Source organism: Herbiconiux sp. 320_LB, from assembly GCF_059691755.1.
This window is the reverse complement of record NZ_JCAWAD010000006.1, coordinates 277,653-299,164: the sequence shown is the minus strand read 5'-3', so window position 1 is coordinate 299,164 and position 21,512 is coordinate 277,653. Positions and strand designations below refer to the sequence as shown.

General features: G+C 69.4%; 20 protein-coding genes. 6 read left to right on the top strand and 14 right to left on the bottom strand.

What is annotated here, in order from left to right; translation table 11 throughout:
- The first annotated feature begins 17 nt into the window (after positions 1–17).
- On the top strand, positions 18–677 hold the full coding sequence (locus AC59HU_RS16745) for a biliverdin-producing heme oxygenase (protein ID WP_497224553.1): 660 nt from the start codon (positions 18–20) through the stop codon (positions 675–677).
- On the opposite strand, the gene AC59HU_RS16740 is transcribed toward AC59HU_RS16745, so the two are convergent.
- The 3 genes from AC59HU_RS16740 to AC59HU_RS16730 all read right to left on the bottom strand — a co-directional run bounded on the left by AC59HU_RS16740 (position 644) and on the right by AC59HU_RS16730 (position 6,939).
- Entirely contained in the window at positions 644–2,614 is a 1,971-nt protein-coding gene (locus tag AC59HU_RS16740; RefSeq protein WP_497224552.1) for a YhgE/Pip domain-containing protein, read from the bottom strand. The two genes, AC59HU_RS16745 and AC59HU_RS16740, sit on opposite strands and share 34 nt — an antisense overlap.
- Positions 2,611–5,559: an MMPL family transporter gene (locus AC59HU_RS16735; RefSeq protein ID WP_497224551.1), complete on the bottom strand. Its 2,949-nt coding sequence runs from the start codon at positions 5,557–5,559 to the stop codon at positions 2,611–2,613. Before AC59HU_RS16735 ends, AC59HU_RS16740 begins: the two co-directional genes overlap by 4 nt.
- Positions 5,560–5,661: 102 nt before the next feature.
- Positions 5,662–6,939 (bottom strand): ATP-dependent DNA helicase, encoded by a 1,278-nt coding sequence (locus AC59HU_RS16730; RefSeq protein WP_497224550.1) that lies wholly within the window; start codon positions 6,937–6,939, stop codon positions 5,662–5,664.
- A 58-nt stretch (positions 6,940–6,997) separates the two neighbouring features.
- On the opposite strand from AC59HU_RS16730, the gene AC59HU_RS16725 reads away from it, so the two are divergent.
- A complete protein-coding gene (locus AC59HU_RS16725) occupies positions 6,998–8,047 on the top strand; it encodes a hypothetical protein (RefSeq protein ID WP_497224549.1) in 1,050 nt (349 codons plus the stop codon).
- Between the two features lie 73 nt (positions 8,048–8,120).
- On the opposite strand, the gene AC59HU_RS16720 is transcribed toward AC59HU_RS16725, so the two are convergent.
- From AC59HU_RS16720 to AC59HU_RS16670, 11 genes are all read right to left on the bottom strand, one after another.
- The gene (locus AC59HU_RS16720; RefSeq protein ID WP_497224548.1) at positions 8,121–10,085 is read right to left on the bottom strand and encodes a bifunctional copper resistance protein CopD/cytochrome c oxidase assembly protein; all 1,965 of its coding nucleotides are present in this window, start codon (positions 10,083–10,085) and stop codon (positions 8,121–8,123) included.
- 93 nt (positions 10,086–10,178) lie between these two features.
- Positions 10,179–10,466, bottom strand: a complete 288-nt coding sequence (locus AC59HU_RS16715) for an HU family DNA-binding protein (RefSeq protein WP_066039861.1) — start codon at positions 10,464–10,466, stop codon at positions 10,179–10,181.
- A 104-nt stretch (positions 10,467–10,570) separates the two neighbouring features.
- Positions 10,571–10,876 carry a 30S ribosomal protein S14 gene (gene rpsN, locus AC59HU_RS16710; protein ID WP_497224547.1) on the bottom strand — a complete coding sequence of 102 codons (306 nt, stop codon included), beginning with the start codon at positions 10,874–10,876 and terminating at the stop codon, positions 10,571–10,573.
- A gap of 2 nt (positions 10,877–10,878) precedes the next feature.
- Positions 10,879–11,046 (bottom strand): 50S ribosomal protein L33, encoded by a 168-nt coding sequence (gene rpmG, locus AC59HU_RS16705; protein WP_022897487.1) that lies wholly within the window; start codon positions 11,044–11,046, stop codon positions 10,879–10,881.
- Positions 11,046–11,282: a 50S ribosomal protein L28 gene (gene rpmB, locus AC59HU_RS16700; protein WP_497224546.1), complete on the bottom strand. Its 237-nt coding sequence runs from the start codon at positions 11,280–11,282 to the stop codon at positions 11,046–11,048. Before rpmB ends, rpmG begins: the two co-directional genes overlap by 1 nt.
- A gap of 160 nt (positions 11,283–11,442) precedes the next feature.
- Entirely contained in the window at positions 11,443–11,826 is a 384-nt protein-coding gene (locus AC59HU_RS16695; protein WP_497224545.1) for a Fur family transcriptional regulator, read from the bottom strand.
- The gene (locus tag AC59HU_RS16690; RefSeq protein ID WP_497224544.1) at positions 11,823–12,719 is read right to left on the bottom strand and encodes a metal ABC transporter permease; all 897 of its coding nucleotides are present in this window, start codon (positions 12,717–12,719) and stop codon (positions 11,823–11,825) included. Before AC59HU_RS16690 ends, AC59HU_RS16695 begins: the two co-directional genes overlap by 4 nt.
- Positions 12,716–13,552 (bottom strand): metal ABC transporter ATP-binding protein, encoded by an 837-nt coding sequence (locus AC59HU_RS16685; RefSeq protein ID WP_497224543.1) that lies wholly within the window; start codon positions 13,550–13,552, stop codon positions 12,716–12,718. The genes AC59HU_RS16690 and AC59HU_RS16685 overlap by 4 nt, the downstream gene beginning before the upstream one ends.
- Before the next feature lie 30 nt (positions 13,553–13,582).
- A complete protein-coding gene (locus AC59HU_RS16680; protein ID WP_497224542.1) occupies positions 13,583–14,509 on the bottom strand; it encodes a metal ABC transporter solute-binding protein, Zn/Mn family in 927 nt (308 codons plus the stop codon).
- Positions 14,510–14,568: 59 nt separating this feature from the next.
- Positions 14,569–15,663: an ABC transporter ATP-binding protein gene (locus AC59HU_RS16675; protein WP_497224541.1), complete on the bottom strand. Its 1,095-nt coding sequence runs from the start codon at positions 15,661–15,663 to the stop codon at positions 14,569–14,571.
- Positions 15,647–16,639, bottom strand: coding sequence for an ABC transporter ATP-binding protein (locus AC59HU_RS16670; protein ID WP_497224578.1), 993 nt, complete (start codon positions 16,637–16,639; stop codon positions 15,647–15,649). The genes AC59HU_RS16675 and AC59HU_RS16670 overlap by 17 nt, the downstream gene beginning before the upstream one ends.
- 164 nt (positions 16,640–16,803) lie before the next feature.
- On the opposite strand from AC59HU_RS16670, the gene AC59HU_RS16665 reads away from it, so the two are divergent.
- The 4 genes from AC59HU_RS16665 to AC59HU_RS16650 are packed head-to-tail and all read left to right on the top strand — an operon-like array spanning position 16,804 to position 21,511.
- Positions 16,804–18,012 (top strand): dipeptidase, encoded by a 1,209-nt coding sequence (locus AC59HU_RS16665; protein ID WP_497224540.1) that lies wholly within the window; start codon positions 16,804–16,806, stop codon positions 18,010–18,012.
- Positions 18,012–19,622 (top strand): ABC transporter substrate-binding protein, encoded by a 1,611-nt coding sequence (locus AC59HU_RS16660; protein ID WP_497224539.1) that lies wholly within the window; start codon positions 18,012–18,014, stop codon positions 19,620–19,622. The genes AC59HU_RS16665 and AC59HU_RS16660 overlap by 1 nt, the downstream gene beginning before the upstream one ends.
- Before the next feature lie 18 nt (positions 19,623–19,640).
- The gene (locus AC59HU_RS16655; protein ID WP_497224538.1) at positions 19,641–20,603 is read left to right on the top strand and encodes an ABC transporter permease; all 963 of its coding nucleotides are present in this window, start codon (positions 19,641–19,643) and stop codon (positions 20,601–20,603) included.
- Positions 20,600–21,511, top strand: a complete 912-nt coding sequence (locus tag AC59HU_RS16650) for an ABC transporter permease (RefSeq protein WP_497224537.1) — start codon at positions 20,600–20,602, stop codon at positions 21,509–21,511. The genes AC59HU_RS16655 and AC59HU_RS16650 overlap by 4 nt, the downstream gene beginning before the upstream one ends.
- The last annotated feature ends 1 nt before the right edge of the window (position 21,512 follow it).

Here is a 21,512-nt window from a genome sequence, read left to right as displayed (position 1 = left end):
ACACCGGGACTGATCGCATGGCTGTTGTAATCCCCTTCTCGCAGGCGCTCCGCGAGCGCACCTGGACCGGCCACAGCGACAGCGAGGGTGCGGGCTTCATGACCGACCTGATGAGCGGCAAGGGCACCCGCGACGACTACATCGCGCTCGTCGCCCAGCACTTCTTCATCTACGAAGCCCTCGAGGCCGCGGCCGACCGGATGAAGAGCGACCCGGTCGCCGCCCTGTTCATCTCGCCGAAGCTCACCCGCCTCCCGGCCATCGTCGAAGACCTCCGCTTCCTGATCGGCGACGACTGGCGTGACGAGATCACCCCGCTGCCGACGACCGCGCGCTACGTGCGCCGCATCGACGAGGTCGCGGCCACCTGGAACGGTGGCTTCATCGCGCACCACTACACCCGGTACCTCGGCGACCTCTCGGGCGGGCAGATCATCCGCACGCTGATGCAGCGCCAGTTCGGCTTCGAGACCAACGGGGTGGGGTTCTACCTCTTCGGCGACATCGCCAAGCCGAAGGAGTTCAAGGAGACCTACCGCACGCAGCTCGACGCCGTCGATTGGGACGAGGGAGAGCGCGAGCGCGTGATCGACGAGGTGCTCGTGGCCTACCGCTTCAACACCGAGCTGTTCCTCGACCTCGCTCACGCCAAGGCCGGGGCCACCGCCGTCGCCTGATCGGTCGGGATGACGCTCCGCCCGCGGGCCCGGGTCGCCGCGATGAGCGACAGCGCCAGGCCGATCGCGCCGAAGACCACCAGCACCAGAGCCTCCTGCACCACCACGGCGGGCGATCCGCCGCCGAGCAGCGCGTGCATCCCCGTGATCGCGTGCGACAGCGGCAGCAGGTCGGCCAGTCCGGCGTAGAACGGCGCACTGAGACCGGTCGGCAGCAGCACCGTCGCGGCGACGACCTGCACCACGACCAGCGCCAGCGAGAGGATGCGGCCGGCCTGGCCCAGCAGGGCGACCAGACCCTGGTGCAGGGTCACGAACGACAGCGACATCAGCACCGAGAACCCGGTCCCGGCCAGAAGAGCCGGCGCGTCCGCCCCCGTCACGACGAGCAGCACGGCCGCGATCACGCCCTGGATCAGCGCGAGCAGCGCCGCCGGAGCGAGCGCCCCGACGACGACCCGGAAGGTCGAGCGCGTCGAGGCGAGCTGCCGTCGCGAGTACGGCACGAGTAGGAGGTAGATCGCCAGGGCGCCGATCCAGAGGGCGAGGGGCACCGCCACCGCCGCGATGGCCGCCGCGGGGGAGGGGAGGGCTGCGATGTCGGTCGTGGTGGTCACGATCGGGGTGCTCACGACCGTCGAGATCCCATCCTGCTGGTCGGTCGTGTACGACGGGATGGCGGTGGCCGCCTGCCCGAGGCCTCCGGCGAGCTGGGTGGTCCCGGATGCGAGCTGCTGGGCCCCGGAGGCGAGCTGCGCCGATCCGGTCGACAGCTCGCCGAGCCCGGAGGAGAGCGCCGCGGTGCCGGTCGCGAGCTGGGCGGATCCGGACGCGGCCGCGGCGATCCCGTCGGAGAGCTGCGGCAGGTCGGCGGCGAACTGGGCCGCGCCGGCGCTGACCAGGTCGGATCCGTCGCGGAGCAGCCCTCCGCCCAGTCCGTCGAGGGTCAGCAGGCCGGCCGAGAACGCCAGCTGGTCGCGCACCGCGGTCGCCTTGTCGAGTGTCGGCTGGAGGGCAGGATTCGTGAGCACGGCGGCCGTCAGTTCATCGACGACCGCCTGCTGGGTGGCCACACCGCCGATCAGCTCGTTCCGCCGGTCGTCGATCTGCGCGTTCAGCACGCCGATCCCCGCCGAGACCCCCTTGGTCCCGTCGGCCAGCTTCCCGGCGTAGTCCGGCAGGTCGGTGGTCGCCGTGCTGATCGTCGCGAGCCCGCCGGCGAGCGCCTGGGCACCCGTGTCCAGCTGCGTGGCGCCGGTGGCGGCACCGGCGAGTCCGGTCGAGAGCTGGCCGGCGCCGGTGGAGAGCTGGCCCGCCCCGGTCTCGAGCTTCGTCGCCCCGGCCGCGGCCTCGCCGATCGAGCCGTTCAGGGTGGTGAACGCTCCAAGGGTCGAGGTGACGAACTGCTTGGTCACCTGGGTGGAGAGCGCCTGCTGCAGGTCGGCGGAGAGCGCCGAGGCGAGCTGCTCCGTCACGTAGCCGGAGGCGCCGTTCGTCTCCACCTGCAGCTGCGCCTGAGCGGGCGTGCTGCCGGAGACCGAGACGTAGTCCTTCGAGAAGGTCGCCGGGATGGTGACGACGGCGGAGTAGCTGCCCGCGCGCAGCCCGGCCGACGCGGTGTCCGCATCCGTCACGTCCCACGTGAAACCCTGCCCCGAGCTGCCGGAGGTGAGTTCGGAGACCAGCAGCTTGCCCGCCAGCACGGGCGTCTTGGCGCCGTTCTGCTCGATGTAGACGACCGTGTCCTGGTTGACGACGGCGGCCGGGAGCGCCACGGCATGATCGGATGCATCGGCCGCCCCGCCGCGTAGTGCGGTCACGGCGACGCCGGCGATCAGCAGCGGGGTGAGCACGGCGAGCGCGACGGCGATGCGGCGGGCGGTGGGGGAGACCCGGGCGGTGTCGCCGCCGCGGATCAGGGAGCGCAGACTCGTCATGCGGTCACCTCTTCTCGGGAGTCGGGGGAGGCCGGGTCGCCGGGTTCGGGATGACCCGGGTCGGTGGCGGCGACGGTGTCGGCGGCACGAGCGGAGCCATCGGCATCTGCCGGAGCACGAGCAGCGTCAGCAGCAGCCTCCGCCTCGTCCACGAGCTCCACCACCGTCACCGGCCGCGCACCCGCGACGAGCCGCGCCCCATGGTGGGCGACCACCAGCGTCGTCGCGAGCGGCAGCACCCCCTCCACGACGGCGAGCGCGTGCTGCAGGAAGGCGGTCGGGATGCCGGTCCCGTCGACCGCGACGAGTCGCACCGGCGCGACGCTCGCGACGGCCAGCTGGCGCATCCAGTCGCCCGCCACGACGGGCCCCCAGAGCTCGGCGAGGTCGGCACCGATCGCCGTCCGCAGCCGCTCCTGCACGGCGAGGGCGCCCGGCGGGAGCGCCTCGGCCCCCTCCGAATTCGCCGCTGTCGCCAGGTCGAGCGCGAGCGGCCGGGTCACCAGGAGGCTGCGGCGGCGCAGCGCCGCCCCCTCGTGCGGCAGAGGCCGGTCGAGCACCCGCAGGTGCCCGCCGAGGAGTCGCTGGCGACCGGCGAAAGCCGCGGCCACCGCATCCGGATTCGTCGACGCGGCCCCTGTCACCAGCACCAGGTCACCGGTCCGAGCGGTCACCGAGAACGGCCCGGCGGCGGAGCCCTCGACCACGGCCCGGCCGGCGGCGACCGCGAACGGCGCCCCCTCGTCGTCGAGCGGCCGCCAGGCGGAGGCGTCGAGCATCTCGCGCACGCCCTCGCCCTCGAGGTCCACGTCGGGCAGCACCCGCCCGAGCGCGCGGGGCAGGGCCCAGCCGAGTCGGCCCAGCAGGATCATCACGGCCGGGATGAAGGTCATCCGCACCAGGAAGGCGTCCACGAACACCCCTGCGGCCAGGCCCAGCGCGATCGGCTGCAGCACCGCGTTGCCGCCGGGCACGAAGGAGGCGAAGACCGCGAACATGATGCACGCGGCCGCGGTCACGACCCGGGCGGCGCCGATGAAGCCGTGGCGCACGGCGGTGTGCGGGTCGCTGGTCTTCACGAACTCCTCCCGCATCCGCGAGACGAGGAAGACCTGGTAGTCCATGGCCAGCCCGAACAGCACCGCCATCAGGAGGATGGGGAAGAAGCTGATCACCGGCCCCACCTTGGCGACCCCGACGAGGTCGGAGAGCCACCCCCACTCGAACACCGCCGTGACGATGCCGAACGACGCCCCGACCGAGAGCAGGTAGCCGACCGTGGCCGACAGGGGCACCGCGAGCGAGCGGAACACGATCGTCAGCAGGATGATGCACAGCCCCACCACGACGACCCCGAACGGCAGCAGCGCACCGGCGAGTCGGGCCGAGACGTCGATGCCCAGAGCGGTCTGGCCGGTCACCTGGTAGCCGAAGCCGTTGGCGGCCTCGAACGCGGCGGCGTCGGCGCGGATGGTGTGCACCAGAGCCTCGGTCTGCACGCTGTCGGGGGCGCTGGCCGGGATGATCGAGACGATGGCCATGTCGGCCGTCGCGTTCGGCACCGCCTGGCTCACCGAGACCACGTCGGGCAGCCCGGTGAACTCGGCCTGCAGGGCCTTCAGCGCGCCCTCGATGTCGAGGGTCTTCGAGATGTCCGCCGTCACCAGCAGGGGGCCGTTGAACCCGGGGCCGAAGCCCTCGGTGAGCAGGTCGTAGCCGGTGCGCGAGACCGAGCCGGGCGGGTTGTACCCCGCATCCGGCAACGTGAGCCGCAGCGAGGTGGCCGGGAGGGCGACGACGATCAGCCCGACCACGACGACGACGACCGTGATCACCGGCTTCGCGGTGACCAACGCCACCCATCGGGCGCCGAGCGTGCGGTGCGTGCCCTCGGCGGCGAGCTCGCGGCGGGCGGCGCGCGAGGTCGGCTTCGGGATCAGCGTGCGGCCCAGCAGGCCCAGGATGGCGGGCAGCAGGGTGAGTGCGACGACGACGGCCACCACGACCGAGACCGCGGCGCCCACCCCCATCACGGTGAGGAACGGGATCTGCACGACCGAGAGCCCGAGCAGCGCGATGATCACGGTGAGTCCCGCAAAGACCACGGCGCTGCCGGCGGTGGAGACCGCGATCGCTGCGGACTCCTTCGGGTCCATGCCCCGGATCAGCTGCGCGCGGTGCCGGGAGACGATGAAGAGGGCGTAGTCGATGCCGACGGCCAGGCCCAGCATCGTCGCGAGCAGCGGAGCCGTGGAGGAGATGTCGGCGAAGCCCGAGGCGATGGTGATCAGCGTTGAGGTGATGGCGACCCCGATCACCGCGGTGACCAGCGGCATCCCGGCCGCCAGCAGCGAGCCGAAGGTGATCAGCAGCACCACGAAGGCCACGATCAGGCCGATCGCCTCGGTGTAGTCGACCGCGGCGGCGGGCGGATCGGTGACCCCGGAGAAAGCGACGGTGAGCCCTTGAGCGGGGTCGGCGGCGGCCGCCTGATCGCCCGCGGCCATCAGGGCCTGGTCGTCGGCCGCGGTCATCGCACTGCTCGCGACCGACAGCTGCACGGCGGTGTAGGCCATCGTGCCGCCGGCGTTGACCTGGCCGGTCGCGTTCTGGTCGTAGGGCCCGGTGGCGCTGGTGACCGCCGGCGCCGAGGCGAGCGCGGTGACCGACTTCTGGATCTCCTCCTGGTACTCACTGACCTGGTGGCCCTCGGGCGCGACGTAGATCACCTTCGCCGAGCCACCGCTGGCCTGCGGGAAGCGCTGGTCGAGCATGTCGATCGCCTGCTGCGACTCGGTGCCGGGGATCTCGAACGAAGAGGCGAGCGTGCCGCCGAGCAGCTGCGCCCCGGTCACCGCGAGGCCGAGGATCACGATCCATCCCGCGATCACCGCGAGGCTCCGCCGTGCGGCGAACCGCCCGATCCGATACAGCAGCGTCGCCATGTCTCCCTCTCCAACCCCGAGGGTAGCGGGAAGGGGAGAGCCGGTACGGGCCGGTGACCGCCCCACAACAGGGGGTGGAGGAGCGACGGCCGGGGCCTCGTTCTAGACGGCCGGCCCGCGCCGCCCGCTCATGAAGGCCCTGACCGACTCGTCGACGATGATGTCGCTCGGGCGCAGCGGCCGGGTGAGGTAGAGCCCGTCGAGCGAGGTCAGCCGGCTCAGCGCCACGTAGGTCTGGCCCGGGCTGAACACCCGTGCCCCGAGGTCGACGACGGCCTGGTCGTAGGTCTGGCCCTGCGACTTGTGGATCGTGACCGCCCAGGCGAGGCGCAGCGGGAACTGCGTGAACTCGCCGATCACCTCCTTGCTCAGCTGCTTGGACTCAGGGGCGTAGGAATAGCGGTACTTCTCCCACGCCACCGGGTCGACCTCGTGCACCTCGCCGTCGACCTCGACCCACACCGTGGAGTCGATCTTCGTGACGGTGCCGACGGTGCCGTTGACCCAGCGGCCGTCGCCGTCGTTGCGCAGGAACATCACCTGCGCGCCGACCTTGAGCTCGAGGTTGACGTCGGCCGGGAAGGTGCGGCCGCCGAAGTCGCCGCTGATCTCGGCCTTCGCGGAGAGCACCCGGCCGGGCAGCCGGCCGAGCGCCGCCTGGTTGATGCGGTTGACCGAGTCGTTCCGGGTCGCGAGGGTGATCGCCCCGTCGTTCGGCGGGGTGCGCGCCCCGGCGCCGTTCAGCGCGTCCGCGATCTCTTTCGTCACCATCCCGAAGCGCACCGCGTTCAGCATGAACTTGAAATCGTCGTCGTGCTGGCGGTGCACCTCGCGCAGCTCGACGATCTCGAGGTCGGTCTCCTCCCACACCTTCGCGTCGAAGAACCACATCGAACGGTAGTGGTCGGTGAAGTAGGCGCGCTCGTCGCCGTCGCCCGGCACCGGTGCCAGCTGGTACGGATCGCCGAACAGCACCACCTGCACGCCGCCGAAGGCCTCGAGTGGGCGCTGCCGGGCCTGGCGCAGACTGCGGTCCATCGCATCCATCAGGTCGGCGTTGACCATCGAGACCTCGTCGATCACCAGGGTGTCGATCGTGTTCAGCAGCTTCCGCACCTCGGCGTTCTGCTCGATGTCGTGGTCGGCGATCACGCCGATCGGCAGGCGGAACAGGGAGTGGATGGTCTGGCCGCCGACGTTGAGCGCCGCGACCCCGGTCGGCGCCGAGATGACGATCTGCTTCTCGGTGTTCCAGGAGAGGTGGTTGAGCAGCGTCGACTTACCGGTGCCCGCGCGCCCGGTGACGAAGACGTGCTTGCGGGTGCCCTCGATCAGATCGAACACCCGCTGCTGCTCGGCAGAGAGGGTCGGGCGGGTCATCACCCCAATCTACCGTCCAGCCACGGGCGGGAATCCGGGGCCCGCCTAAACTGTGGACATGAGTTCAGGCCCTGGGTACGCCGGGGATGCGGCGGAGGCACGCATCAGGCTTCAGCGCTCCGTGGTGATCTGGGCGGGCCTGCTCATCCTGACGATCGCGGCGCTGGTCTCGGCCGTCGGCATCCTGAACCGCGAGCTGTTCAGCGCCTCGGCGTTCGTGCGGATCTACCTGCAGGAACTCGGGTCGGGGGATGTGGCCGCGGCCGTCGACACCCCCGGCGTGGTGCTGGAGTCCGGCGACGCACCCGGCACCGGGTCGGCCGTGCTGGTGAATCCGGATGCGGTGAGCCGCTTCCACGACATCACCGAGGTCAGCGACACCCTGATCCTGCCCGGCCGCCACCGGATCGTGTTCTCCTACGTCTTCGACGGCGTCGACGGCAACCCCGTCCCCGGGCAGACCGAGTTCGACGTCGTACAGACCGGCACCAGCCTGCTCGTCTTCCCGCAGTGGGAGTTCTTCCGCTCGCCGGTCGCGCAGGGCACCGTGACGGTCACCCACGCCTCCGACTTCACGGCCGGGGGGCTGGAGATCCAGGGCGGTGATGCCTCGGCCTTCCGGGCGTCGGAGACCTACGACCTGCTCGTGCCCGGCCTGATCTCGCTCGGGCACCGTTCGGAGTACCTCGGAGCGAATCCGGTGGCGCTCACCGCGACCAGCACCGGCACGTCGACCAGCGCGATCGTGCAGGTGCAGCCCACGACCGGCTTCCTGGATGCCGTGCAGCAGGCGGTGAACGGCTTCCTCGACGAGTGCGCCGCGCAGACGCTCCTCTACCCGCCCGGGTGCCCCTTCGGGCTCGACGTCAACGACCGCATCGCCTCCGAACCGGCCTGGACAATGGAGAAGTACCCCGCCCTCACGATCCTCGCCGGTCACGACAGCTGGATCGTGCCGACCGCATCCGGGTCGGCGCACATCGCCGTCGACATCCGCTCGCTCTTCGACGGCACGGTGTCGACCCGCGACGAGTCGGTGCCGTTCGACGTCACCTTCGCGCTGACGATCCAGCCCGACGGCTCGATCGACTTCGCGCCGCGGAGCTGACGGGGAGCCGGCAGGGGGCGGCCGGCACCGGGCAGCCGGCACGGGGTATCCGGCACAGGCCGGCGGGCACCGCTCAGGCGCGGTCGCGGCTCGCCAGCTTCTCGAGCATCGCGTTGTACTCGCCCAGCTCGGCCTCGTTGGTGCGATCCGCGTTGCGGTCGCGCCGCTTGGTCTCCTTCTTGTCCGACAGGCTCCACTGCACCGCGACCACCAGCGCCAGGATGAAGGTCGGGATCTCGCCGATGCTCCAGGCGATCCCGCCGCCGTTCTGCTGGTCGACGATGGCACTCGGGCCCCAGCTGCGGCCGGTCGCGCCGAACCAGTCGGCCAGCAGCAGCCCGCTCCCGCTCATCAGCGCAAGACCGAAGAAGGCGTGGAACGCCATGGTGCCGAGCAGCAGCAGCAGCCGGAAGGGGTAGGGCAGCTTGTAGGGCACCGGATCGATGCCGATCAGCGCCTGCACGAAGAGGTAGCCGACGATCAGGAAGTGCACGATCATCCACTCGTGCCCGATGTGGTCCTCGGTCGCCCAGCGGAACAACGGAGTGTAGTAGAAGGCCACGAGGCTGGTGGCGAAGAGCACGCCGGCGACGATCGGGTTCGCGACGACGGAGGCGAACCGCGAGTGCACCGCGAGCAGGATCCACTCGCGCATGCCCCGGCTGCCGTCGTCGCGCTTGCGGATCGCGCGGAGGGCCAGCGTGATCGGACCGGCGGGCACGAGCAGCAGGGGCACCATCATGCTCAGCGTCATGTGGCCGAACATGTGCACGCTGAACAGGTACTTCTCGTAGACGTTCAGCCCGCCGTTGGTGACGTAGAACAGCAGCAGGATGCCGGCGATCCAGAGCACGGTGCGGTACCAGGGCCAGCGGTCGCCCCGCCGGTGCAGCCGCACGACGCCGGCGACGTAGAAGAAGATCGCGAAGGCGCAGACCAGCACCCAGATCAGGTCGAAGTTCCACTGGGTGAGGAAGTTCTCGACCGTGAGCTCGGGCGGCAGCGGCGACCCGGTGAGGATCTGCGCGGCCGTCGGCGCGGGCGGCGGCGTCTCGGGCACGGGAGTCGCCGTGCGGGCGAGGGCGGCGGCGAAGCCGGTCGCGATGCCCATGAAGACCAGTTCGGCGACCACGAGCCACCAGAAGTGCCGCCGGCGTCCGCTGTCGGCGAGCTTCTGGATGACGAAGCGCCGGTGCACGGCGCCGAACAGGCCGAGGGCGATCAGCGCGCCCACCTTCACCAGCACGAGCAGGCCGTAGGGGGTCGCCAGCCGGTCGAGCGAGCCGATCCGCAGTTCGGCGCTGACGTAGCCCGAGGCCGCCACGACCACGAAGCAGACGATCGCCACGGTGGAGTAGCGGGAGACGGTGGCGACGAGACGGTCGGTGTCGAGCCGGCGGCTCAGGATGGCGATGACCGCGAGCCCGCCGAGCCAGGCCGCCGCGAAGATGACGTGCAGCCCGAAGGCGGTGACCGCGGCATCGTGCCCGCCGGCATCGGCGGCGTGCCCCTGCTGGGCCATCGGGATGAGCGAGGCCACCGAGACCAGGCCGACGAAGAACAGCGCGGTCACGTTGCGCACCGCGAAGCAGAGCACGGTCACGACCGCGCCGATGAGCGTGGTCTGGAGCCAGGCCTGGCCGAGCGCGATCTGGGTCAGGAACTGGCCGAGGCCCTGACTGAAGGCATCGTCGAAGCTCAGGGCGCGGGCGGTGACGCTGAGGTAGCTGAAGAAGCCGGTGAACGCGGCGGCGACCGTGAACAGGGCCGCGGATCCGGCCGCGACGTCGAGCGACCGGTTGAACGCCGGGCTGTCCTGGGGGATGACGAACAGCGCCAGGCCGATCGCCCCGATCATGCCGGAGGCCAAGATGCTGACCAGCATCGTGGAGATCGGCAAGCCGTAGCGCACGACGGCTCCGGGATCCTCCAGCAGCTGGGGTGCGGCGCCGCCGCCCAGCGCCAGAGCGACCAGGAGCGCGACGAAGGCGGTCACCACCAGGAGGGCGGGACCGATGATGCGGGCGGTTCTCGGCACCCGACTACTGTACGCGGCGCTGGCTGGGGAGAGTCCTGGTACGCGAAAGGGCGCCGGCCGAAGCCGACGCCCTCGCGTGAACGGTGCGGAAACCTACTTGGCAGCAGCCTTCAGCTTCGAACCGGCCGAGATCTTGACCGAGTGACCGGCCGGGATCTCGATGGTGGCGCCGGTCTGGGGGTTGCGGCCCGTGCGAGCGGCACGCGAGGTGCGCTCGACGGCGAGCCAGCCCGGGATCGTGACCTTGGTGTCGGACGCAACCGAGTCGGCCAGCGTGGAGAAGAGAGCGTCAAGAACCTCGTTGACGGAAGCCTGCGTCTGGCCGGATGCGGCTGCGACGGCTGCGACGAGCTCGGTCTTGTTGAGTGACTTGTCAGCCATTTAAGGTGTCCTCCTCGGACCTTTTCGCTACGGATGTAGCTGTTTACATGGAACGGTCCCGGCCACCAGGGCCAGTTCGGTTGGTCGGTACGACCGAGGGTAATTTACCAGCTGGACTTCGTAATGCCCGGCAACTCGCCCCGGTGAGCCATGTCACGGAAGCGGACACGCGAGATCCCGAACTTCGAGAGGTTTCCGCGGGGACGGCCGTCGACGGCGTCGCGGTTGCGGACGCGGATCGGGGAGGCGTTGCGGGGCAGCTTCTGCAGCCCGAGGCGAGCGGACTCGCGCTCCTCGTCGGTGGACGTGGGGCTCACGAGAGCCTTCTTGAGCTCCAGGCGCTTCGCGGCGTAACGCTCGACGATCACCTTGCGCTGCTCATTGCGCGCGATCTTGGACTTCTTGGCCATGGTTAGCGCTCCTCTCGGAAGTCGACGTGCTTGCGGATGACGGGGTCGTACTTCTTCAGCACGAGACGGTCGGGGTCGTTACGACGGTTCTTCTTGGTCACGTAGGTGTAACCGGTGCCCGCCGTCGAGCGGAGCTTGATGATGGGACGGACGTCCTGCTGCTTTGCCATTAGAGCTTGATCCCCCGAGCCATGACGTCTTTCACGACGGCCTCGATGCCACGGGCATCGATGACCTTGATCCCCTTAGCCGACAGGGTCAGCGTGACGGTGCGGCGAAGCGAGGGCACGTAGTACTTCTTCTTCTGCACGTTCGGGTCGAAGCGCCGGTTGGTGCGCCGGTGCGAGTGCGAGATGTTGTGACCGAAGCCGGGAACGGCTCCAGTCACCTGGCACACTGCTGCCATTGTTTCCTCCATTTGGTTACCGTGAGACGAGCGCCTCACCCAAGATGACTTGTCGGCGACCGCATCCTGTGATGCCGTCGCAATGGGCGGAGGATTCCACCCAACCTGACTAGCTTAGACGCTCAGGCTTGATCGGGCAACTCAGGCTTGATCGGGCAACTCAGGTCGGCACGCAGGCCGAGCAGAACCCGAAGACGTCGACGACGTGCTCCGGGCGGCTGAAGCCGTGCAGGGCGGCGGTGCGCTGGGCCCACTCCTCGACCTCGTCGGCCTCGATCTCGACCGTGAGGCCGCAGCTGCGGCAGATCAGGTGGTGGTGGTGCGCGAGCGAGCAGGCGCGGTACAGCGCCTCGCCCTCGGGCGACTGCAGCGAGTCGGCCTCGCCCTCCGAGGCGAGATCGGCCAGCGCCCGGTAGACCGTGGCCAGCCCGATCTGGGATCCGGTGTTCTTCAGCGACGAGTGCAGCGCCTGCGCGCTCACGAACCCCATCTGGGTTCCGAGCGCACCGCGGACGGCCTCCCGTTGCCAGGTGTTCCTCTTCACGCCTCCACCGCCTTCTTCCCATCCAACGCTAGTCGAGCATTTTGGACCCTCCCCGTGCCGGTGCCCCGACGCCACGCGATCACCCGGCAGACCAGGTAGATCACGAACGAGATCGTCGTGACGTACGGGCTGATCGGCACCGAGGAGCCCAGCGCGAGCATGATGCCGCCCACCAGGGAGACCACGGCGAAGATCGTGCTGAGCACCGGCACGAGGATGGGGGAGGACGAGACGCGGAGGGCGGCGGCGGCCGGCGTGACCAGGATCGACAGCACCAGCAGCGAGCCGACGACCTGCACCGACACCGCGACGGCGAGCCCCAGCAGCAGCATGAAGAAGATCGAGAGGCCGCGCACCGGGACGCCGCGCGCGGAGGCGACGTCCGCATCCACACTGGCGAAGGTGAGCGGGCGCCAGACCAGCAGGAGGCCGAGCACCACGACGATCGAGATCGCGATCAGCGAGTTCAGCCGCGGGTCGTCGACCGCCACGATCTGGCCGGTGAGCAGGCCGAACTTGTTCGCCGAGCGGCCCGGGTAGAGGGTCAGGCACAGGATGCCGAGCCCGAGCCCGAAGGGCATCAGCACCGCGATGATCGAGTTGCGGTCCCGCGCCCGGGAGCCCAGCACGCCGATGATCAGCGCGGCGGCGATCGAGCCGATGATCGAGCCCTCCACCACCCCCACGCCGAACAGCAGGCCGGCCGCCGCCCCCGCGAAGGAGAGCTCGCTGATTCCGTGCACGGCGAAGGCCATGTCGCGCGACATCACGAAGACGCCGATCAGGCCGCCGACGACGCCGAGCACGGCCCCGGCGATGATGGAGTTCTGCAGCAGCACGACGAGCTCGCCGTAGTTGTTGAAGTCGAAGATCTGCGACCAGACGTCGTTCACAGCGCACCTCCGCCGGGTTCCGGCTCGTCGTGGTGGGCGAGCTGGTCCTCCGGATGCCCGTGCGCGCCGTCGGGCGTGCCGACGACGATGACGCGCCCGTGGGTGCGGATGACGTCGATCCGCGACCCGTAGAGCTCGCTCAGCACGTCTGACCGGAGCACCTCGTCGGGCGGGCCGATCCGGAAGCCCCCGTCGGCGAGGTAGAGCACCCGGTCGACCATGTCGAGGATGGGATTGATGTCGTGGGTGACGAAGAGCACCCCGAAGCCGCGCTCGCGCCGCTGCTCGTCGATCAGCTCGCTGACCGCGCGCTGGTGGGTGAGGTCGAGCGAGAGCAGGGGCTCGTCGCAGAGCAGCAGGGCCGGGTCGCCCACGAGCGCCTGACCGATCCGCACCCGCTGCTGCTCGCCGCCGGAGAGGGTCGAGACGCCGACGTTCGCGTACTCGGTGGCGCCGACGGCGGCGAGCAGCTCGTCGACCCGCCGCCGGCGGGAGGCCGAGGGGAGCGGGATGCCCCAGCGGTGGCCGTCGAGCCCCAGGGCCACCAGGTCGCGGGCGCGCAACGGCGTGCCCTCGTCGGCGAGCTTCTGCTGGGGCACGTAGCCGATCCGCCGGTCGCCGCGCCGGCCCGATTCGCCGAGGAAGCGGATGCTGCCGGAGGTGAGCTTCTGCTGCCCCAGGATGACCTTGAGCAGGCTGGACTTGCCCGAGCCGTTCGCGCCGAGCACCGCGATGAACTCGCCCGGCTGCACGTCGAGGTCGATGCCCTGCCAGAGCGTGCGCGTGCCGAACTGCAGCCGCGCATCGCGCAGCGTCAACACCGGATCGGTCACGAGGTCACTGTACTGGCTGAGCGGGACGGGTCAGGACCCGAGGGCGGCCGAGATCGCGGCGACGTTCGCCTGCATCCAGCCGAAGTAGTCCTGGCCGGCGGGCAGCGTCTCGGTCACCGCGACGGCGGGCACCTTGTTGTCGGCGGCGGCCGTCACCACGGCGTCGGTCTGCGGGCCGGAGGTCTGCTCGTTGTAGACCAGAGCGCTCACCTGATGGGTGCTGAACAGCGCGAGGGTGGCCTCCAGCACGGCCGGCGGCACGTCGGTGTCGAGCTCGATGGCCTCGCTGAACTCGTCGGGGGTGAGGTTCGTGAGCCCCGCCGCGTCGAGCAGGTACAGCGGCACGGGTTCGGTAATCGCGACCCCCGCGCCGGCGTGGGCCGTGGCGATCGCGGCCTCGCCCGCCTCGAGGTCGGCGAGCTTCTGCTTCGCGCTCGCGCCGTTCGCCTCGAAGGTGGATGCGGCGCCCGGGTCGAGCGTGCCGAGCTCGGAGACGAGGGCGTCGACCAGCTTCTCCATGGTGGGGAAGTCGTACCAGAGGTGCTCGTTGAACTCGCCGTCGGCCGGCTCCTGGTCGTAGCCGGAGAGGTCGGCGACGTTCAGCACCGAGACGCCGGAGTTGTCGGCCGCCTGGAGCATGGTGTCGACGAAGTCGTCGTAGCCGCCGCCGTTCTCGATGACGATCTGCGCCTTCGAGATCGAGAGCTGGTTCTGGCCGTCGGCCTGGTACTCGTGCGGGTCGCGGTCCGGGTCGTCGATGATCGAGGTCACCGTGGCCGCGTCGCCGGCGATCGCCTCGGCGATCGAGCCGTAGACGTTCGTCGAGGCGACGATCGCGATCGTGTCTGAGTCGGTCGGGGCCGCGGAGGAGCCGGTGGAGCATCCGGCCAGGCCGAAGCCGAGGGCCAGGGCGGCCGCGGAGGCGACCAGGGCGGTGGGGAGGGCGTGTCGTTTCACGGGAGCCTGTCTAAGTCGGGGACGGCTCCACGATAGCTAATTGATAATGATTGTCAAAATCAGGAGCGGGAAGAGATGGCGAGCGCCTCGTCGAGCGCCTGCTCGGCATGGTGACATGCCACTTGGCGGCCGGCGAGCGGCCGCAGGCCGAGTTCACCCGGGCCGAGCCCACCCAGGCCGAGTTCACCCGGGCCGGGCTCGCCCATGCCGAGCTCGCGCAGGGGCGGCTGGACGGTGCGGCACTCATCGGTGGCCAACCAGCACCGCGGGTTGAACCGGCAGCCGGCGGGCGGGTCGACGGGCGATGGCGGTTCGCCTGCCAGCACCCGGCGGAGCGCGAGGCGCCCCCGATCGGCCCGACTGTGGGAGGGGGTCGCCGACAGCAGAGCCTGCGTGTACGGATGCGCGGGGGAGCCGTACACGGTCTCGGTATCGCCGAACTCCGCGATCCGGCCCAGATACATCACGGCCACCCGGTCGGCGATGTGCCGCACGACCGACAGGTCGTGCGCGATGAACACGATGGCGACGCCGAGGCGCCGCTGCAGATCGGAGAGCAGGTTGATCACCTGCGCCTGCACCGAGACGTCGAGCGCCGAGACGGCCTCGTCGCAGACCAGCACGTCGGGATCGAGAGCGAGCGCGCGGGCGATCCCGATCCGCTGACGCTGGCCGCCTGAGAACTGGTGCGGATAGCGGGACATCATCTCGGGCGAGAGGCCGACGAGACCGAGGAGCTCGGCGACCCGCTCCCGCCGGGAGGTGGCCGTGCCCGTGCGCGTGGCGGCCATCGGTTCGGCGATGATGTCGCCCACGCTCATCCGCGGGTCGAGCGAGGTGTACGGGTCCTGGAAGATCATCTGCACCCCGCGACGGAGCAGCCGGCGGTCACTCACCCGCGACCGGGTGACGTCGGTGCCGTGGTAGACCAGCGAGCCGCCGTCGGGCTTCTCGAGGCCGACGAGCATCCTGGCTAGCGTCGACTTGCCGCAGCCGGACTCGCCCACGATCCCGACGACCTCGCCGGCGTGCAGCCGCAGATCGACGCCGTCGACCGCCGAGACGTGAGTGGGGTGCAGCCGCGAGCCGCTCGTGAAGGTGCGCCGGAGGCCGGTGGCCTCCAGGACGACCTCGGGTTCAGCCGACGAGTTCATGAAGCAGCTCCTCCGAACGGTGGCAGGCGGATGCGCGGCCCCGGGCGACCGGCTCGAGGGGCGGGCGCTCGACCCGGCAGATGTCGATGGCGAGGTGGCAGCGCGGGTTGAACGAGCATCCGGGTGGGGTCTGCGCGGGGCTCGGAGGCGAGCCCGGGATGGTGAGGAGGTCCTCGCCGCGCACGGCCGCATCGGGGACCGAGCGCAGCAGAGCCTGCGTGTACGGATGCGCGGGGAGATCGAGCACGGTGTCGGCCTCTCCTCGCTCGACGATCCGCCCGGCGTACATCACGGCCAGGCGGTCGGCGACCTCCATCACGACACCCAGGTCGTGGGTGATCAGCAGCACCCCCATGCCGAGCTGGTCGCGGAGCCCGCCGAGCAGGTCGAGGATCTGGGCCTGCACCGTCACGTCCAGTGCCGTCGTCGGCTCGTCGGCGATCAGCATCTCGGGTTCGAGGGCGATCGCCATCGCGATCAGGATGCGCTGCCGCATCCCCCCGGAGAACTGGTGCGGGTAGTCGTCGACGCGCTTGTTCGGCGCCGGGATGCCGACCAGACCGAGCAGCTCGACGGCACTCGCGCGGGCCTGCTTGCGGGTCGCGCCGCGGTGCACCCGGAAGAGCTCGCCGATCTGGTTCCCGACCGTCATGACCGGGTTGAGCGCCGACAGCGCATCCTGCAGCACCAGGCTCAGCCTCTCGCCCCGCATCAGGCGCCGGTCGTTCTCGCCCAGTGCCAGCACGTCGGTGCCTGCGACCTCGAGCTCGGCCGCCCGGATCTCGGTGTGCTCGTCGCCGAGCCCCATGATCGCGCGGGCGGTGACCGACTTGCCCGAGCCCGATTCACCGAGCAGGGCCACGAACTCGCCCCGGGCGACGTCGAGGTCGACCTCGCGCACCGCGTGGATGCGTCGGCCGCCGCCCGTGAACGTCACGTTGAGATCGCGCACCCGCAGGGCCGACCGCTCCTTCATCGATTCTTCTGCCACGACACCATCATCACCCGTCAGCATTACCGAAATGTTTCAAGCGTGCTAAATCTACGCCGAAAAACATCATGCTGGTTGACAAAAGTGCCGGAATCAGAAGAGATTGTCATCAGAACCGCCGAATGCACGACACGTAAAGGAGATCACGCGTGCTTGATCCCGCCGAGGCCTACAAGGGCTACACCGCCTACGACTACCTGGAAGCAGGGAAGGACTACAAGGAGTTCACCTACGCGAAGCAGATCGGGCGCGTCCCGGCCTACGAGGGGCTCGGTCTGAGCGCCGCGGAGGAGGAGCGCACCCGCACGCTTCTGGCCGAGGAGACCGTCATCTCGCTCCACGACCACGTGCAGGTCTTCCCCGAGGACATGGGGCAGCTGCGCGAGCACATCCGCCAGGGCCGCGAACCCACGGGCTACGAGGGCCTCTCCCGTTCGGGCATCACCGCGGTGTTCGACAACGGGATGGACGGCACCTGCTGCATCTCGAGCGACGCCGGGTGGAAGTACCAAGACGTCCTGTTCGACCTCGGGGTGCGGATGGCCGACCTGGCCCACCAGGACTTCGTGATCAAGGCCGAGTCGGTCGCCGACATCGAGAAGGCGAAGGCCACGGGCAAGGTCGCCCACGTCTTCGCGCTCGAGGCCGCGACGATGATCGAGAACGAGGTCGACCGGCTCGACGTGCTGTACGGCTTCGGTGTGCGCCAGATGGGCATTGCCTACTCCGAGCAGAACACCCTCGGCTCCGGGCTCAAGGAGCGCGGCGACGGAGGGTTGACCTACTTCGGCGAGCGCGCGGTGGAGCGGATGAACAAGCTCGGCATCGCGATCGACATCTCGCACTCGGGTGATCGCACCTGCGTCGACGTCATCAAGGCCTCGACCATGCCCGTGTTCATCACCCACGCGGGAGCCCGTGGCCTCTGGCCCACCAATCGGATGAAGACCGACGAGACGATCATCGAGTGCGCGAAGCGGGGCGGCGTGATCGGCATCGAGGCGGCTCCTCACACGACGCTCTCGCCGCAGCACCCGAGCCACTCCCTGGAGTCGGTCATGGACCACTTCCAGTACTGCGTCGACCTCGTGGGCCTGGAGCACGTCAGCTTCGGCCCCGACACCCTCTTCGGCGATCACGTGGGACTGCATCACGCGTTCTCGTCGAACCTCTCGATCAGCCAGGCGCACGGACACGTCGAGTATGACGAGGTCGAGTACGTCGACGGGGTCGAGAACCCGGCCGAGGAGTTCTTCAACATCATCGGCTGGCTCGTCAAGCACGGCTATTCGGACGACGAAATCCGCGCCGTCGTCGGAGGCAACACCATGCGCGTTCTGAAGGAGGTCTGGGTCTGATGCGAAAACGGAATCTCGCTGCGGCGGCGCTCATCGCGAGCGTCGCCCTGACACTGAGCGCGTGCGCTCCCGAGGCCCCGCCGGCAGCCACCGGCTCGGCGTCCGCGGGATCGGACACGCTCACCATCGCCACGACGACGGACGTCGTCAACTACAACCCGCTGATCGGCAACAGCCGCAGCGACTACTGGATCACCAACCTGATGTACCCCCACCTGCTGAGCATCTCGGACGACGGCAAGAAGACCGCGGGCCTGGCGACCGACTGGGGTTACGTCGACGACACCACCGGGTACTACGAGATCCGCGACGACATGACCTGGAGCGACGGCGAGCCCGTGACGGCCGAGGACGTCGCCTGGACCATAAACGCGGTGAAGAAGGATGCTCCCTCGGGCACCTTCTACGGTCAGCTCGCGAACTTCGACTCGGCCACCGCCGTCTCCGACACCCGGGTGGAGGTGAAGCTCGCGAAGCCGGACACCTCGGTGATCGAGGAGATCGGCTTCTGGGGCAATGTCGTGCCCAAGCACGTCTTCGAGAAGGCGGCCTCGGTGGCCGAGTTCGCGAACGACGGCTCCGACGGAGGCTGGGTGGGGGCTGGACCCTTCACGCTGACGAAGGTGCAGGTCGGCCAGAGCTACGAGCTGGACCGGGTCGAGGACTACCCGATGGTCGAGGGCGGCACCCCGATCCCTGCGAAGGTCGTCTACCGCGTCTTCCCGGACGTGAACACCGAGATCCTGGCGCTGCAGAGCGGCGAGGTCGACGTGATCGCGAACGCGCTGCCTCCGGCACAGGTCGATCAGCTGCGGAACACGCAGGGCATCTCGGTCGAGGAGGTCCCCGGGCTGGGCTACGCGCACATGACCTACAACATGCAGAACCCGGATCTCGCGAAGCTCGAGGTGCGCCAGGCGCTCGCCCATGCGGTGGACTACGACGCCATCCGCACGGTCGTGCTGCAGGGGCAGGCGGTATCGACCGGGTCCAGCCCGCTGATGCCGGTGCTCGCCGACTACTACGACGACTCGCTGAAGGAGTACGAGTTCGACACCGATCTGTCGCGCGACCTGATGCAGAAGGCGGGCTACACCGCCGGTGCCGACGGGAAGTTCCCGGTCTCGTTCCGCCTGATCTACTCGCTGCAGGACAGTGTGACGAGCCAGTGGGCGCAGTTGGTCAAGGACAGCGCGGCCGAGGCCGGGATCACGATCGAGCTGCAGGGAACGGAGCGCAACACCTACCTCGCGCAGACGAACAAGGGCGACTTCGACATCTACGCGGGCAACTTCGCCATCATGGACGACCCGGTGACGAACTTCACGCTCGCCTACCTGCCGGGCGGCGCGATCAACTACACCTACAACGACGACGCGGCCCTCAACGACCTCATCGCCCAGGGTGCCGTGACCACCGACCAGGACGAGAAGGTCTCGATCATGCGTCAGGCCGCGAAGATCGTGCACGACAACGTCTACGACAACGTCATGTACACCCAGAATCTCTTCTTCGCGCACAGCGACAAGTGGAACGGATTCGTCGTCAAACCCAGTGAGCTGCTCTCGATCGTGAACCCCGAGTCACTCGCCAGCGCCCACAAGGGCTGATCGGAAAAGGACCTCCCGGTGCCTCGTTCATCATTCATTCTCCGCCGCCTGGGCAGGAGCGTCTTCACGATCTGGTTCGCCGTGACCGTGACGTTCCTCCTGCTCCGGCTCCTCCCCGGAGATCCGGCGCTGGCCGTCGCCAGCCCGAACATGACCGACGAGGCCCGGGAGGCCCTGCTCCAGCAGTACGGGCTCGACAAGCCCCTCATCGTCCAGTACGGCCTGTACATGGTGCAGCTCCTGCAGGGGAACTTCGGGGTCTCGTTCACCCAGTCCATCCCGGTGATGGACGTACTCCTGCAGCGGCTTCCATGGACGCTGCTCCTCACCGTCTCGGCGCTCGTCCTGACCACCGCCATCGGCATCCCGCTCGGCGTGCTCGCGGCGTCCAAGCGCGGGGGCGTGCTCGACCGGGTCGTGCAGGTGATCGGCGTCACCGGACAGTCGCTGTTCGTGCCGAGCATCGGCGTGCTGCTGCTGTTCGTCTTCGGGCTCACGCTCCGCTGGCTGCCGATCGGCGGAGCGTACGACAACGACGCCTACGGGATGTCCTGGTACGGCAGCGTGGCGACCCACCTCATCCTGCCGGCCGTCTCGCTGATGCTGATCCAGCTCGGTTCCTACGTGCTCACCATGCGCTCGACCCTGATCGAGGCGCTCGGCGAGGACTACGTGACCCTCGCCAAGGCCAACGGCCTGCCCTACCGCCGCATCCTCTGGAAGCACGCACTGCGGAACGCCCTGCTCCCCACCACCACCCTGATCGGCCTCCAGCTGGGCTTCCTGGTCGGTGGTGCGGTTCTGACCGAGACGGTCTTCGCCTACCCCGGCATCGGCCGCGGCATCTACGAGGCCGTCACCCAGCTCGACTTCCCGGTGCTCCAGGGCGCCTTCCTGCTGCTCGCGATCACCGTCGTGGTCGCGAACATGCTCACCGACATCGTCTACGGATTCCTCGACCCCCGGGTGAAGACAGCATGACCTCTCTCGACTTCGATCCCGCCGCCACGGCAGGGATGACCGCACCGGCCGAACCGGTCGCCACCGAGAACGGGCGGGCCGGCCTCGCCACCTGGCGGGTGTTCCGCAAGGAGCCGCTCGGCCTCATCTCACTGGTGATCCTTGGCCTCCTGATCGTCGTGGCCGTCGCCGCGCCCCTGCTCGCGCCCTACCCGGCCAGCTATGGGACCGACGTGCTCAAGCCACCGAGCGGCAGCTACCTGTTCGGCACCGACTCCCTGGGCCGCGACGTGCTCGGCGAGGTGATCTGGGGCACTCAGCAGAGCCTGCTCGTCGCTGCGGCCGCCTCGCTGATCGCGATCGCCTTCGGCACCCTGGTCGCCGTGCTGGGGGCCTACTTCAAGCGTCTGGACGGGTTGATCAGCGTCATCGTCGACCTGACCCTCTCGCTTCCGGTGCTCCCGCTGATGATCCTGATCGCGGCGCTCGTCGGGCCGAGCACGGTCACCATCATCGGGGTGGTCGCCGCCTTCTCCTGGCCCGAGGTCACCCGCCTGGTGCGTTCGCAGGCGCTCACGGTCGTCAATCTGCCCTACGTCGACGCCGCTCGCCTCATGACGACCTCCCCGCTCTGGATCATCGGCAGGCACATCGTGCCCGCCGTCACCCCGGTGATCGTGGTCTCGGTCGTCGTGACCGCATCCCGCGCCGTCCTCTCGGCCGCGGGCCTGGCGTTCCTCGGTCTGGGCGACCCGACCACCTGGTCATGGGGCCGAATCCTCTACGAGGCCCAGCAGTCGGGGGCCATGTCGAGCGCCTGGTGGCTCACCCTCTTCCCCTCGATCGCCATCCTGATGCTGGTGCTCTCCGCGACCCTGCTCTCGATCGCCTACAACGACGCCCGCAACCCCCGCAACCGAGCCCGCTAGG